The following is a 15043-nucleotide window of genomic DNA, read 5'->3' on the forward strand; positions in this document are numbered from 1 at the left end:
GTTCTGTTTTTAGAAGTACGCAAAAATAAAAAAAGCCATTCAATTACGAATGGCTTTTTGTTTTTATATTCGGTTTAGGCTTATAAATTACCTAAATACACAATTTCTGTTCTTCTGTTCTCTGCTCTTCCGGCAGCAGTTTTATTAGATTTTACGGGTTTTGTAGCTCCATAACCTTTAGAAGTTAAATTTGCCGGATTTACTCCTTTTTCAATTAAAAGATCCATAATAACTTTAGCTCTGGCTTCAGATAATTTTTGGTTTGCTTTTGCATTTCCAACGTTATCTGTGTGTCCGTTAATCGCAAATTTAGCATTTGGATAGTTTTTTAAAATCTCTTTTATAGCGTCTAATCTTCCTGATGTTTCTCCTTTTCTGGCATCGTTTAAAGTAGCTTTACCTGTTGTAAAAAAGATTGATTTTGCCTCCATTTTCAATTGTTCCAATGTTGCTTTTGAAACTTTAGGACAACCTTTATTATCTGCAGGACCATAAATTAACGGGCAATCATCTATATTATCCGGAACTCCGTCTTTATCAGCGTCTAAAACCGGACAACCTTTATTTTCTGCTAAACCGGCAACTGTTGGACAGGTATCATCTTTATCCAAAATTCCGTCTCCGTCTGTATCTGGCCAGGGACAACCTTTGTTTTCTACCGGACCGGCAATTGCAGGACAAGCATCTACATTATCCAACAAGGTATCTCCATCAGAATCTTTCCATGGACAACCTTTATTTTCTACAGGACCAGCAACATTTGGACAGGCATCATCTTTATCAAAAACTTTATCTCCATCTGTATCCGGCCAAGGGCAACCTTTATTTTCTGCCGGACCAGCTACTTTTCTGCAAGCATCTTCTTTGTCGATAATTCCGTCTTCGTCTGTATCTTTAAATTTCTTTTCGTAAACCGGAATTTTTATCCCAAGATGAAAATCAGCAGCTTTTGATTCTTTCGAAACTAAATTTGTCAGGACAGAACCGGAACCAATAAAGAAAGCTCCCACTCGTAATCCTGAACCAACCTGCATTTTACTGTATTCCATATACGTTACAGGTACATAAAAACTAAACCATCTGCTTTCGTAACGAGGCGTTAAAGTTATACGATCTGCAATTCCGTAACCATTTAACTTATTAGCCGAAACCATATTGATATCGCCGTTAAGGTTCAGATAGAATTTTCTGTACATATTCCAGTCAACATCAGCGTGAAGTGCTGTAGGCAAATTGGTTTTCATTCCTTTAGTCGAAGATGTTTTGGTATAATGCTCGTTAAGGAAATCGTAGAAATTATCAGCATCATTAATCATTTCCTGTGTAATAACACCATTTACGTTATACGTATCCTGTCTTGCATTTTTGTAATTGATTGATCCTATATCAGTAACAGACAATCCAAAACGTACTTTATATTTATTTAAATCGCGAAAGTTATTATCCGCTTTTTTCGCTTTGCTTAAATCATATTTTTCATAATCAGGTCTCCATTCGTAAACAAGTCCCAGATCAAAACCAAACCCTCTTGCGCCTGAGTCAAATTCATAATCTTTCTTTGTCTCAAAATCCTGGCTGGTTCCAACCATAATTTGTCCGTTTGAAACAAGCGTTCCTTTATCCGGATTTACAGTATTTTCATTGTATTTAACATTTACATCATTTGCTTTAATGTATCCGTTTACACCACCCTGAAGGTATTTTGCAGTTAAACCTCCTTTAAGAAAATGCTGGTTTTGCTGGTACAAAACTGCGGCGTATGAAAGTCCAAGTTCAGCCCAGGTATTCGAAGCACCATTAGCATTTCCGGCATTAAAATTAAAATCGCTTGCTTTATCCAGTCCTTCTTTAACCTGATCTACAAGACTTCCGTTGATGTTTTTAAGGTTCGTAACAGATCTTGCTCTTGTAAACACCGCAATAGTATGTTTAGGGGCAATATTGAACATAAAAGACGGTCCCATGATATCAAAATTAACAATACCATTATTGTTATTTTTTGGCGTCATTACAGACTGACTGTCAAAATCATATCCTTTTTTATATGTATCGAACAAGTTCACGCCGTACAAATCATTCCCTGCTGTACCGCTAACAGAGAATAAATTAATATCGGTTTTAAAACGGGAATCAGCAATCGAAGCCGGGTTAAAAAGCACACTTTGAACTCCTGCATAATTATCATGAGTATATCCCAGATACGATTGGGCTCTGACTGAAAATGTAATAGCAATAAGTAGTAAACTGAGTAAAGTTTTTTTCATTTAAAATTTGGTTTTATTAGGTAAATTCGGCGGCAAAACTACACTTTTAGATTCATTTCTATGTTACGAAAACATTGAATTCATATAACATCTCAAACAAATTATGTAAGAAAAAGAGAGTGCTTATTTTTTATTTTTGATAAACAACGTTAAATCAAATCATTATGAGTCTGCATATAGGTATTACACCACAAAACTTAAAAAAAAGCGCTACGATATTAGCTACCATTTTATCCAACGAAATGACACTTTATGTAAAAACCAGAAAATTTCACTGGAATATTTCAGGAAACAGCTTTATGGAATTGCATAAATTATTTGAAGATCAGTATCGCATTTTAGAGGCGAATATTGATGAAGTTGCAGAACGCATTAGTCAGCTTGGCGAAAAAACAATTGGAACAATGAAGGAGTTTATCGAAAATTCAACACTTAAAGAATCTCCAAAAGAATATGCTTCGCAAAAACACATGCTCGAAGAACTTTTAGACAACCACGAACAAATGGCTACAGAATTGAGAGGATTTATTCCGGCTTTTGAAAATGAAAACCATGATATTGGTTCTGCAGATTTTGTAACGGGTTTGCTTCAGGAACACGAAAAAATGGCCTGGGTTTTAAGACGCTATCAGGTATAAAAAATAAAAAATGTGAATTATGAAACGCTTTACAAAATTCATATAACAAAGAACCTGCAAAGAATTTGCAATTTTACAATACTATTAATACATAAAAAATTACGATCATGAATACTACAGAAATAAAAGGAAACTGGAATGAATTGAAAGGGAAATTGAAACAGAAATATGCAACCCTGACAGATGATGATTTGATGTTTGCTGAAGGAAAAGAAGACGAAATGTACGGAAGACTTCAGCAAAAACTAGGAAAAACAAAAGAAGAATTTCATCAAATCCTATCAGATTTGTAAAACACTCTGGTTCAATCAGAAATACCGTCTAGTACCACTTATTAGACGGTATTTTTTTGAGAATTTTATTTAAATAAATTAATGATCTGTATCGCTTAAGAGCATTAAACTCTATAACCAAAAATAAATTAATTATCTTTAACCAAATTTCTATAAAATGAAACTATTTATAAAGTTCGACATAAACACCATTTGCTCGCTTTTTTTAAAACATAACCTGGATCAGCATAATGTAAATTTTACGACTCTGGGGTTTGGCGAGATTGAGATTGATGACAATCTCGATGCTGAGGCACTCGAATCTTTAAAAAATAAACTGAGCCCGTGTGGTTTTGAAGTTGTTGAAAATCAGAAAAGTGTTTTAGTACAAAAAATAAAAGACGCTATTATTGAACTTGTTTTTATGGAAGACAGCAATAATTACAAAAGTTCTGTGTTTTTAGCCGAGAAACTAAACCATAGTTATGGTTATTTATCTAATGTTTTCTCAGAAGTAACTTATTCTTCTATAGAAAATTTTATCATTTTACAGAAAATTGAAAGAGCCAAACAATTAATTATTATTAATGAAATGAGCCTGACCGAAATTGCCTTTTTACTAAACTATTCGAGTGTTGCGCATTTGAGTACACAGTTTAAAAATACAACGGGAATTACGCCATCGGCATTTCAGAGAATAATTAAGAAACGTAGAGAGAATTTAAAATAAAACCCAAATACCACACTAAAATGCAAAAAAACGCATTATATATTTTACTGGCAGATGATGATGAAGATGATCGCCTTTTTTTTAAGGATGCTTTTGAAGAAATAAAAATTCAGACTAAAGTAGATTTTGTGCATGACGGAATGCAATTAATGGATCATTTGATGAATCCGGACAATAAATTGCCGGATATTTTGTTCCTGGATTTAAATATGCCTAAAAAAACAGGTAAGGAATGTTTAATCGAGATTAAAAAAACAGAGCATTTAAAGAATATTATTATTGCCATATATTCTACTTCATCTTCTGAAGAAGATATCGAAGATACCTTTATTCAGGGAGCGAATATTTATATTAAAAAGCCAAGCGATTTTAATACGCTTAAAAAAATAATAAATGAAGTTGTGACTGTAAACTGGCACTATCATACTTCGGGGTTAAATCGTGATAATTTCTTACTGCGACTAAAATAAGAGAATACCAATGAAATGGATACCAAATTTTAATTCTTCAAACTCTTTGAGAGTTATTTTTGTGATCGCAGTTTTCATTCTGTTATTTCTTTCCTCGATTTCATACAAACACAATCAGGAGCTCAACGAATCGAGTAAACTGGTCATGCACACGTACGAAATCAATATACAGTTAGAAAGATTAATGTCAGCGATTAAAGATGCCGAAACAGGGCAACGCGGTTATATTATAACCCGAAATGCCCGTTTTTTAACGCCCTATATTTACTCTCGCGATAAAGTAAATACGTCATTAATAACTTTAAAAAAACTAACTGCTGATAACCCAAAACAGCAGCAAAACCTTCAAAAGTTATTCAAGCTCATTATTCAGCGTTTTGTTTCTTTTGAAAATTGCTTAAAATACAGCGATCCCAAAACATATGATAAACGAAAACTCGACAATCATATGTTTGGCGGTCGAATTTTGATGGAAAACATTCGGTTTCAAGTAGATGAAATGAATGACATCGAGAAAAATTATCTCGCCAAAAGACTAAAAATTTATGCTGCAGAGATTTCTTTGAGTCCGCTGTTTTCTATTTCCTTATTTCTGGTTGCTTTATGTTTCATTTTATTGGCTTACAGACAAATAAGCCGCGATTTTGAGCGTCTAAAAATTTACAATAAAAAACTGCTTATTTCCAGCGGATTAATGGCAGAATCTGAAAGTATCGGGAAATTTAGTACCTGGCAATGGGATCTTGATTCGAACAAAATAGACTACTCAGACAATCAATATCGTTTATTGGGTTTTGAACCTAATGCCTTTGTTCCCGAAAAAGAAACTTTTCTGGAATTCGTTCATCCTGATGACAGACCAACTGTTGCCAAATCGATGGAAGGAATTGTAGAGAAAAAACAATTGCCATTTGTATACTACAAGATTACGCGTCCGGATTATGAAATCAGGTATTTTAAATCTACCGGAAAACTGTTAACAGATCAACAGGGAAGCAAAATATTACTCGGAATTAATTTTGATATTACTGATGAGCATCTGTTAAACATAGAACTTCAGGAACGTAACAGGGAACTTGAAAAAAGCAATAAAGAACTGGCTTCGTTTAACCATGTTGCAAGTCACGATTTACAGGAACCATTAAGAAAAATTCAGACTTTTATTTCAAGAGTTTCCGAGGCTGATAAAGCCGTAATGTCTCAAAGTGCCAGAGATTATCTTTCTAAAATTGAAATCTCAGCGAAAAGAATGCGTGTTTTAATTGATGATTTACTTTTATTTTCGAGAACAAACACGACCAAAAAGGAATTCATCAAATTAAGCTTAAACGATTTGCTTGAAAATGCAGAATCTGAACTGGCTGAAGTAATCGAAGAAAAGAAAGCAATGATCACGGTTTCAAAATTGCCAAAACTAGCCGTGATTCCGTATCAGATCGAACAGCTTTTTATTAACCTGATTGGAAATTCTTTAAAATACAGTCGAGAAGATGTTGCCCCTGAAATTAAGATCGAAAGCGAAAAAGTAAACTCAGGCGATTATCCTGATTTACTGGAATTGAACATCAAGAAATTCCATAAAATTACGTTTACGGATAACGGAATGGGATTTGATCCTCAGTTTAAGGAAACCATATTTGTTTTATTTCAGCGTTTGCATTCTAAAACAGATTATCCGGGAACTGGAATTGGACTCGCCATTTGCAAAAAAATTGTCGAAAACCATAAAGGTCATATTATTGCCGACAGTACTCCGGGCAAAGGATCTGTTTTTACTGTTTTTCTTCCGGATTAACAATTTTCAGCTGACGTTTTCAAATAAACAAAATACGAACACTCACTCAAAAAGAAACTATAGTCTTACTATAGTTTCTTTTTTTTTTGCAGCAAACTGAACTCAACAAACACCTGAAAACTAAAGGATAAGACCCTGAAATAAATCGATTATGGGAATTATATAAAGTTTCGTTTTTATGCTGTAAAGCAAAATGTTTGTTTCGTTAGCATCTTTGTAATGTAATACTTTATGAAGTAATAATGAAAGCAGCGCCCCTTATAAAAGCGACCATTTTTAGAACGATTTTTTTATTGATAATTATATTTTGTTTTTCATCATGCAAGAAAAGCAATCCGATAGAAAGCTCTTTAAAAAGTGAAACTTTTAGCAAAACAGAAAAAGAAGAAATAGAAGCCTTTTTTTTTATTGCCATGGCAAATGCGACCAAAACAATTATTTCGAAAAGTCAAATTGCACAACAAAAAAGTTCAGATTTTACGATACAGGAGTTGAGTAAAAAAATAGAAACTGATCAGAATCAATTGTTGCAGGATGTATCAAAAATGGCCAACAAAAAGCTCATTATTATTACAGAAATAAACGCAACTCACAAAAGAGATTTATACGATCTGATTGATGCCGGTAGTATCGACTTTAATAAAACGTATCTGGATTCGATGATCGCATCCTTAAAAGAACAAATAGGACTGTTTGAATCGATTTCTAAAGAAACAAATGACCAGACGATATTAAAGTTAGTATTAGAATATTTACCTGAACAATATCAGGTCTTGCGCGAAATGCAAAAGATCAAAAACGAAGTAAATTAAATGCCTATATATCTATTATTAACTAAATTATTTAACTATGAAAATGCAATCAAATTTTTTATGCGCCTTAACACTTTTTCTAACAGCTTCTTTTGGAATGCTACACGCTCAGGACAATAATGTAAATACCGAGTTTGGTGTAAAAGGAGGATTCAATATGTCAAATTTATATTCTGGCGATGCTGATGACAAAAATATATTATACGGATTTAATGCCGGTGTTTATGCCACATTACCTGTTTCAGATTTTATCGCCATTCAGCCGGAGATTTTGTTTACTACAAAAGGTTCAAAATTAGAATATGACAACGCTTTTGCCAGCGGAAATGCAAAATTTAAATTAAACTATATCGAAGTACCTTTATTAGTAAGAGTAAACGTTACCAAAAACTTTAACATTCATGCCGGTGGTTACGCATCGTATCTGGTAAGCTCTAAAGTTACAGGCGAAGGAGACGTTACTTTTGAACAGGAAATCGACAGAGACGATTTAAATAAGTTTGATGCCGGTATCGCAGCAGGTATTGGAGTCGATTTTAGCCCAATCAGTATTGGATTACGTTACAACTACGGATTAACTACTATTGGAAAAGAAAGAACAATTGCCGGAACCACTTATACATTTCCGGACTCAAAAAACAGCAATCTGACTTTATACCTTTCGTATAAGTTAAATTAAAAAACGAATTTATTAACCCCTTAATATAAAAACCATGTCTAATCTATTATATACCATCGCAGTAATTCTGGTGATTCTTTGGGCCCTTGGGTTCTTTGTTTACAGCTTAGGAAGCATCATTCACATACTACTGGTTATTGCTATAATCGCAATACTATTCAGACTTATTAAAGGTCGCGAAGTTTAAAAATCAAACATTATTAAATAATTATATTAATCACTAAATCAAATATTATGAAAACGAGTAACACCATTTTAGGAATTGTTGGAGCTGCAGCTGCAGGAGCATTATTAGGAGTTTTATTTGCACCGGATAAAGGATCAAATACAAGAAAAAAAATCAAAGATAAATCGAAAGATTACGGAGATAATATCAAAACAAAATTTGACGGTATTGTAAGCACAATCAGCTCAAACGGTAAAGAGATTCTTGAAGAAGGAAAAGCAAAATTCAATCAGGCAAAAGAAGACTTCAATACTCTTAAAGATGAAGCAAAAACTGTAAAATCGAACTACTAAAAAGTGAAATTTTTAAACCATAAATACCCTATATCATGGAATCAAATGCAACAACAAACGAGAACCTGAATCTTTATGAAAAAGCTGAGAATTATACTAAAACAAGTTTAGAATTACTTAAACTTAAAACAGTATCATCAGTAGCTGATGTTCTGTCAACGCTAACATCGAGAATAGCGGTTGGAGCTGTTGTTGCATTTTTTACCCTGTTCCTGAATATAGGGATTAGTTTATGGCTGGGAAAATTACTTGGAGAGTATTATTACGGTTTCTTTATCGTAGCCTTATTTTATCTTATTGTGGCAATTGTCATGCACACAATGCAGCATAAGATTATTAAAACACCTATTGGAAACATGATTATTTCCAGTATTCTAAAAGAAACTAAAAAAGATACTAACCCTGATTTAAATTAATCAATACTAAAAAAGACTGTTATGGAAACTATTTACACTTTTGATTCATTAGATCAGAAAATTAGGGAATTAGAAATTCGACAGGAGACAGAATGGTGCTCTATTAAAGACGAAATCGATGAAATCAAGGAGAATTTAAAACCCCTGAACCTCATCAAAAATACAGTCGAAGAAATCAATGAGACTGTAGGCTTTAAAAGCAACATGGCGCAATCTGCCATAAGTATCGGAATTGGCTATCTCGCAAAACGATTTGTAGTAGGCAAAAGTACTTCGATGTTCAAAGGCATTTTAGGATCTGTATTACAGCTTGCTGTCACGAATTTAGTTTCAAAAAAATCACATGAATCCTCGCATGAGGAATCGTATCAAAGAGAACCATCAAGAGAGTAATTGTCTAACTTAATTTAATATATTATGGAAAAGTTAAGCGAAATAGTATTAAAGAATGGAGTGTACATGTACTCAAATCTATATAAATGTTTTGAATTTACAAGAGTATTTCTAGGTATCTAACCCGCTTTATACGTTTTATAAACAAACGGTTAAACGGTTAATATCCTTCACTATATTTAAGGTTCAAAGGCGCTAAGTTACAAAGTGGCAAAGGTTTCTTTGCATGACTTAAACAAAGCATAGTCTGAACCAAAAAAAGAGACTGTTTCATATATGAGGCAGTCTCTTTTTCTATTAAAGGTGTAAAGCTACTAAGTTGTAAAAAAACAAAGGTTCTTTTATAAGCTTAGCATAAGGTTTAATTTGTTTTTCTCCAGGCTGTTGGTCGAATAAGTATAAGTATCTAAGTTAAAAAGACAATATAATAAACGAAAACAGCCTGTTTCACATAAGTGAAACAGGCTGTTTTTATAATTTGAGACCTCAAAAGATAAATTTTCTTTAAACATCCATAGAAACCTTTGTTCCTTAGAACCTCTGCCCCTTTGAACCTTTTTTAGAAAACTTCCGAAGCTTCTTTTAATTTCTCCATATTGTTTACCAATTGTAACTCGGCAACAATTTTCTGAATGTCACCATTCATGATATTTCCTAAATCGTAAAGCGTTAAACCAACACGGTGATCGGTTACACGACCCTGAGCATAGTTGTACGTACGAATTTTAGCCGAACGGTCACCAGAACTTACCTGCGATGTACGTTTTGTAGCATCTTCGGCCTCTTTCTTAGCCAATTCCTGTTCGTATAAACGAGAACGTAAAACGTTCAGTGCTTTATCTTTATTTTTATGCTGCGATTTCTGATCCTGACATTGCGCCACCAATCCCGTAGGAATGTGCGTTAAACGTACTGCAGATTTCGTTGTATTTACAGATTGTCCTCCAGGTCCAGATGAACAGAAGAAATCCACACGAACATCGTTCATATCAATTTGTACATCAAACTCTTCTGCTTCCGGTAAAACCATTACCGTTGCTGCCGATGTATGCACACGACCTTGCGTTTCTGTTTGCGGAACACGTTGTACACGGTGAACTCCGGCTTCAAACTTCAAAGTTCCGTAAACATCCTCTCCCGAAACCTCAAAAATAACCTCTTTAAATCCTCCCGATGTTCCTTCGTTCATATCTACAACAGATGTTCTCCAACCTTGCGATTCGCAGTATTTAGTGTACATTCTGAATAAATCTCCCGCAAAAATACTAGCTTCATCCCCACCCGTTCCGGCACGAATCTCCACCATTACATTTTTAGCATCTTCAGGATCTTTAGGAATCAACATAAATTTGATTTCCTCCTCCAGTCGCGGCAAGCGTTCTTTTGCTTCGTCTAGCTGCATCTTGGCCATTTCAACCATATCTGCATCGCTTCCGTCAGCAATAATTTCGTTTGCTTCGTCAATATTTGCTAAAACAAGAATGTATTCTTCTCTTTTTTCAACCAAAGCTTTTATGCTTTTATATTCCTGGTTGAGTTGCACATAACGTTTTTGATCAGCAATAACATCCGGCTGAATAATCAAATCCGAAATCTCATCAAAACGCTGCTTTACATATTGAAGTCTATCTAACATTTTCTAATTCCTTTTATTGGACTGCAAAATTACAAAAATTTTGTGGAAAATTCTATCATTAACTTTTTGAGTTTTTTAATGGTGAAATTTAGCATAATCAAGATGGTTTTTAGGAGCTGTTTCCTGCTATCCGCTATATCTTTTTAGGCAGTTCTTTTTCGTTTGAACTAGACATTTTCGTTTGCCTAAAAAGGATGTCGCTTCTATCATGGCTAGGGCTTTTGGCTTTCATAATTGTGTTTACGGTTTTCTGTATTGTATTTGAATACACAGCAATAACTTTAGGAAAACAAAAAATCAGGTATTTTTACTTAGTTGCATATTTATAATTTATGCGATGTTTGAATTATCAAATTAATTCAAATACAAATTAGACCAAACAAATCAGATTTCTAATAAACTATTTACGGTTTTCCGTAAGGAATGTATGTTTGGAAACTATAGTTTTGACAAAAAATAATTTATCTTTTTTAAGCTAGGTGTTTTCGTTTGTCTATTTATTAAAATTAAAAATTAGATTCTTTCATACAATTTAAAGAATTCGTACTAATGAAAAATAGCTACTATTATAGCATTATACTGAATAAATTATAAATAAAAAATAATATCAAAAAATAAAAAAATGTCTATCGCAACAATAATTGGAACTTTTGTCGGAGAAAAACTTAAACCTCTATTTGAAAATTTAGTAAATGAATTTGGAGACGAAATAAAACATATTATTAACAACAATATTTTAGAATATCAAATTGAAGAATATAGTAGAAACTTTAGTACAAAAACTTTACTTCATAGAGTTGAACCCAAAAAACTAACAGATTTTTATCAACCTCTATTTATTATATCTTGTGACAAAGCACATAAATTTACTCAAAAGCAAAATAACGAAAACAGAATCCCCACAGATTCTATAGAGAATCTATTTTTAAAAAAACAGTGTATAACTCTCATTGGAAATGCTGGTAGCGGAAAAAGTACAATAATTAAATATCTCTTTTTAAATTCGATCAGCACAAATTTCAAAATACCTATTAAAGTCGAATTAAGATACTTAAATGATTACAATGGTAATATCATTGAATTTATAAAAGAAAAAATATTTAAACTAAATGGATTAGCTACAAATGATCGCATAATTGAAAGAATGATGCACTCAGGTGATTTTGTCTTTTTTTTAGATGGCTACGATGAAATTTCGTCATCAAAAAAAGAAAAAATAACAAAAGATATTGATGATCTAGTCAAATTATATAATAAAAATAATTATCTTTTAACTTCAAGGCCATATACAGAAATTGAGTTACTCCCTCTTTTTCATAACTTTCAAGTTTGTGAACTATCCGATGAAGACATAAATCAATTCATAAAAAAACAAATCCCTTCTTCTGAAGAAGAATTATGTAAAAAAATAATTGAAGCAGTAAATAGTCAAGATAACTTATCCTATAAAAGTTTTTTAAGCAATCCTTTATTATTGTCAATGTTTATATTAACATTTCAATCTTATTCTAGCATACCACAAAAAAGAAGTGAATTTTACAGTCAAGTTTTTGATGCTTTATTTTCTGTACATGATAGTATGTCAAAACTTGCTTTTGTAAGAGAAAAACAAAGTGGTTTATCAAAAGAGCAGATAATTGAAGTATTAAAACTGTTTTCTTTTATCTCTTATTTCGATGAAAAATTTATTTTCAGTGGCCTATATTTAAATGAAAAATTTGATTTCATTAAGGAAAAGAAAAAAAAATTAGTTTTTGAAAATACAAAACTTATAAATGATTTACAGATCGCTATCAACATTTTAAATAAAGAAGGAACAGATTATACTTTTCCTCATCGATCACTTCAAGAATATTTTACTGCAATCTATATTTTTTCATTAAATGAAGAAAATAAAAAAACGGTTTATAGTAAAATAATAAATTCTTTAACAGCAAAAAATAGATTTTTACATTCTTCTAAAGATAATTTTTATTTACTGTTATCTGAACTTGACCCAATAAATGTAATAAAATATGCTTTAATCCCATATTTTGAAAATTTCATTAAAACAAAAAACATTAATAAATTTAAACACAAAACTATTGTTGACACATTTTTAACTCTCAATCAAGTATTTAATTCATTCGAATATATTTTAAAATGCGAAGATTTTAAAAATGCGAATGATATTTTTAATGAAAGGTTCGAATTTTATGGAAAAGAGATTAAAGATTCTCATTTAAAAGATGAACTACAACGTGAGAAAAAATTTGAAGAAAGATTAGAAAAGCTAGCCTACAATGATATAAAACCTTTCCTATTACAATATAAACCCAAACTCAAAATAATAAAAAATAGACTTGAAGAGTATTTGGTTAATGAAAATAATAGTGATAATGATATTGTTTCAGTAATATAAAAATATACTTTTCATACCCGCTCCACGAAGTCTTCAACTGAAACGCTACGCAAATGTCTCTGACTTTGCGTTTTTTTTGTTTCTTATAAATCGAAAAACTACTCAAAAGTCTCCCGACTTTTTACGAATTACTCTAAAAATAATTGATGCAAGATATTTAATTTAAAGTCAGAGACTTTGATACGTTTCTATTTTCAAAATTAACGATAGTAAAAAATGGCGCAAAGTCAGTTCCGAAAGCTTTCGGGATTGCGTAGCACCGAAAAAACAAATCAAATTAGTGTTCTAGGGAAACCTTACACAAATCATCCAACAACTCCATTTCATCTTCTGGCAATAACTGCAAGGCAATTTCTAGCAAAGTCATAACATTGACATTATTGTCTTTTGTAAAACTAGATAAACCGTTTGCATCAGGATTAAGCAAAATAATACTTGCTTTAAGCAAATCTGCAACCATGAGATTTAATTCATTATAGCCCGATACTTTCAAACTCACACTAAACGCATTATCAATACTATTCTCTGGCTTTAGTTTTTTGAATTTATTGATTCGATTCATTGATTCTAAAAATTCTGTGACTTGTTTTTTATGTTGTACTTCCATTTTACATAAGATTTAATTTACAATTCAAAACAAATATACAAAATATCAGTTGTAAACAATCGATTTTCAACAATCCTACTAAAACAATCTATTACTTGTAATTTCATTTCTATGAAAAGAGAAAGAAAAAGTGAAATTCCTGAGATTGTAAAAGAACTGGGAATGAAGATAAAAGATGTGATTAATAACAATGAGTTAAAACCAAGAGAGGTTGCTCATGATGCTGAAATGGATGTAGAAAATTTAAGAAAATATATTAAAGGTTCTCAGGAAATGAAAATAGGGACTTTATTTAAAATTGCACAAGCTTTAAAAATTCATCCAAGCGAATTAATTAAGGATTTGTAATTTAAGCTTTTACTACGCCCAAAAAATGAACCTCAAAATTGCATTTTAACCTGTACGAAGCTATTTGCGAAGATTTTTCACATACTGGCGTGAACGTTAGTATTAACACAAATAGACAATTCTATAAATAAAAACAATATGGAATTTAACACCGATATACTAAAAGTTGTATTTACTTCACTATTTACATTATTAGCAGTTATTATTGGAGGTATACTCTCTTATCACAATTCCTTTAAACTTTTTAAAAATCAAAAAAAATATGATAATAGGCGAATTTCGTATTCGCGTTTGCTAGCTTACAAATATATTTGGGCTCAATCAATAATTTTTCATCTAGGAACAAGATTCTCAGCAGAGTATTTCTATGCAAAATTTAATTTACTTTCCGACGAAAAAGATTTAGAGCAATCTAATAAAGAATTTGATAAAGCGGCTAACTTGATGAGAGATACTTCTATTTATCAAAAAGACATATTTGAAACAATTGGCTTAATTCAAACTTGCTACATAATTGATATCGAACTAGAGTTAGCTATAAATGAATTATTTGGAGCCGGAACAATTCAAATTCAACCATTTCCTAAAACACTTAAAAACCTTACTGAATTAAATCAATATCATGATGAAAACAGCCTAAAAATTCCAATGATGGCTGAAACCAATTATGTAGCTAAAATCGATAAGCTATTGATACTTTTAAAAGCGCAATTGGATTCTGAAAAGTAGTCTGCTTTACGACAATGAATTTAAATTATGCCGTGATGCATGGTTTGAAGGAAAAGAAGTTGTTGAAAAAGAATTAAGAAGAAGAAATATTAAAGATTTTGTTTGGCTAAACAAAATTGAAACGTTTGAGCAATATCGTTATTTACTTGAAATGTATCGTATAATAACAGGAGAATATGAATCAAATCCTTTGGCTATTTTACATCATCGAAGAAGTCAATTTGGAAAAGATTATCCAAATTGTAAAAAACCTTTTAGAACTCCCAGAGCAATTTACTGTGCAGGTTGTGGATATGGCTCAGAAAATTTGACTAAAATTTAAACTCATAATTAT

Annotated in this window: 18 protein-coding genes; 15 read left to right on the forward strand and 3 right to left on the reverse strand. The window is 31.8% G+C overall.

Annotated features, from left to right (window positions below; translation table 11 throughout):
* Nucleotides 1-80 precede the first annotated feature (80 nt).
* Nucleotides 81-2264, reverse strand: a complete 2184-nt coding sequence (locus tag A4F88_RS14285) for a DUF5723 family protein (protein ID WP_068843282.1) — start codon at nucleotides 2262-2264, stop codon at nucleotides 81-83.
* Nucleotides 2265-2428: 164 nt separating this feature from the next.
* Here A4F88_RS14285 and A4F88_RS14290 point away from each other — a divergent pair, with 164 nt between their 5' ends.
* From A4F88_RS14290 to A4F88_RS14335, 11 genes are all read left to right on the forward strand, one after another.
* Nucleotides 2429-2902 (forward strand): Dps family protein, encoded by a 474-nt coding sequence (locus A4F88_RS14290; protein ID WP_178368473.1) that lies wholly within the window; start codon nucleotides 2429-2431, stop codon nucleotides 2900-2902.
* Nucleotides 2903-3009: 107 nt separating this feature from the next.
* Entirely contained in the window at nucleotides 3010-3195 is a 186-nt protein-coding gene (locus tag A4F88_RS14295) for a CsbD family protein (protein WP_068843283.1), read from the forward strand.
* 157 nt (nucleotides 3196-3352) lie between these two features.
* Nucleotides 3353-3904 carry a helix-turn-helix domain-containing protein gene (locus A4F88_RS14300; protein WP_068843284.1) on the forward strand — a complete coding sequence of 184 codons (552 nt, stop codon included), beginning with the start codon at nucleotides 3353-3355 and terminating at the stop codon, nucleotides 3902-3904.
* 20 nt (nucleotides 3905-3924) lie between these two features.
* Nucleotides 3925-4374: a response regulator gene (locus A4F88_RS14305; protein WP_068843285.1), complete on the forward strand. Its 450-nt coding sequence runs from the start codon at nucleotides 3925-3927 to the stop codon at nucleotides 4372-4374.
* Nucleotides 4375-4384: 10 nt separating this feature from the next.
* Nucleotides 4385-6169, forward strand: a complete 1785-nt coding sequence (locus A4F88_RS14310) for a sensor histidine kinase (protein ID WP_068843286.1) — start codon at nucleotides 4385-4387, stop codon at nucleotides 6167-6169.
* A gap of 242 nt (nucleotides 6170-6411) precedes the next feature.
* Nucleotides 6412-6981 carry a DUF4142 domain-containing protein gene (locus A4F88_RS14315; RefSeq protein WP_068843287.1) on the forward strand — a complete coding sequence of 190 codons (570 nt, stop codon included), beginning with the start codon at nucleotides 6412-6414 and terminating at the stop codon, nucleotides 6979-6981.
* A gap of 37 nt (nucleotides 6982-7018) precedes the next feature.
* Nucleotides 7019-7660: a porin family protein gene (locus A4F88_RS14320; protein WP_068843288.1), complete on the forward strand. Its 642-nt coding sequence runs from the start codon at nucleotides 7019-7021 to the stop codon at nucleotides 7658-7660.
* A 34-nt stretch (nucleotides 7661-7694) separates the two neighbouring features.
* Nucleotides 7695-7847 (forward strand): lmo0937 family membrane protein, encoded by a 153-nt coding sequence (locus tag A4F88_RS25460; protein ID WP_109746162.1) that lies wholly within the window; start codon nucleotides 7695-7697, stop codon nucleotides 7845-7847.
* A gap of 47 nt (nucleotides 7848-7894) precedes the next feature.
* A complete protein-coding gene (locus A4F88_RS14325) occupies nucleotides 7895-8179 on the forward strand; it encodes a YtxH domain-containing protein (RefSeq protein ID WP_068843289.1) in 285 nt (94 codons plus the stop codon).
* A 35-nt stretch (nucleotides 8180-8214) separates the two neighbouring features.
* Nucleotides 8215-8595 carry a phage holin family protein gene (locus tag A4F88_RS14330; protein WP_068843290.1) on the forward strand — a complete coding sequence of 127 codons (381 nt, stop codon included), beginning with the start codon at nucleotides 8215-8217 and terminating at the stop codon, nucleotides 8593-8595.
* A 21-nt stretch (nucleotides 8596-8616) separates the two neighbouring features.
* Nucleotides 8617-8988 carry a hypothetical protein gene (locus A4F88_RS14335; RefSeq protein ID WP_068843291.1) on the forward strand — a complete coding sequence of 124 codons (372 nt, stop codon included), beginning with the start codon at nucleotides 8617-8619 and terminating at the stop codon, nucleotides 8986-8988.
* Nucleotides 8989-9547: 559 nt separating this feature from the next.
* Here A4F88_RS14335 and prfA read toward each other — a convergent pair.
* Nucleotides 9548-10624: a peptide chain release factor 1 gene (gene prfA, locus A4F88_RS14340; RefSeq protein ID WP_068843292.1), complete on the reverse strand. Its 1077-nt coding sequence runs from the start codon at nucleotides 10622-10624 to the stop codon at nucleotides 9548-9550.
* Nucleotides 10625-11246: 622 nt separating this feature from the next.
* On the opposite strand from prfA, the gene A4F88_RS14345 reads away from it, so the two are divergent.
* Nucleotides 11247-13025, forward strand: coding sequence for an NACHT domain-containing protein (locus tag A4F88_RS14345; RefSeq protein WP_068843293.1), 1779 nt, complete (start codon nucleotides 11247-11249; stop codon nucleotides 13023-13025).
* 277 nt (nucleotides 13026-13302) lie between these two features.
* On the opposite strand, the gene A4F88_RS14350 is transcribed toward A4F88_RS14345, so the two are convergent.
* A complete protein-coding gene (locus A4F88_RS14350) occupies nucleotides 13303-13632 on the reverse strand; it encodes a hypothetical protein (RefSeq protein ID WP_068843294.1) in 330 nt (109 codons plus the stop codon).
* Between the two features lie 111 nt (nucleotides 13633-13743).
* On the opposite strand from A4F88_RS14350, the gene A4F88_RS14355 reads away from it, so the two are divergent.
* The 3 genes from A4F88_RS14355 (at nucleotide 13744) to A4F88_RS25465 (ending at nucleotide 15031) form a co-directional block, all read left to right on the forward strand.
* Nucleotides 13744-13980 (forward strand): helix-turn-helix domain-containing protein, encoded by a 237-nt coding sequence (locus A4F88_RS14355; protein WP_068843295.1) that lies wholly within the window; start codon nucleotides 13744-13746, stop codon nucleotides 13978-13980.
* Nucleotides 13981-14118: 138 nt separating this feature from the next.
* Entirely contained in the window at nucleotides 14119-14709 is a 591-nt protein-coding gene (locus tag A4F88_RS14360) for a hypothetical protein (protein ID WP_068843296.1), read from the forward strand.
* A gap of 151 nt (nucleotides 14710-14860) precedes the next feature.
* A complete protein-coding gene (locus tag A4F88_RS25465) occupies nucleotides 14861-15031 on the forward strand; it encodes a hypothetical protein (RefSeq protein ID WP_156062665.1) in 171 nt (56 codons plus the stop codon).
* The last annotated feature ends 12 nt before the right edge of the window (nucleotides 15032-15043 follow it).

This window comes from Flavobacterium chilense, assembly GCF_001602525.1.
Classification (GTDB): Bacteria; Bacteroidota; Bacteroidia; order Flavobacteriales; family Flavobacteriaceae; genus Flavobacterium; species Flavobacterium chilense.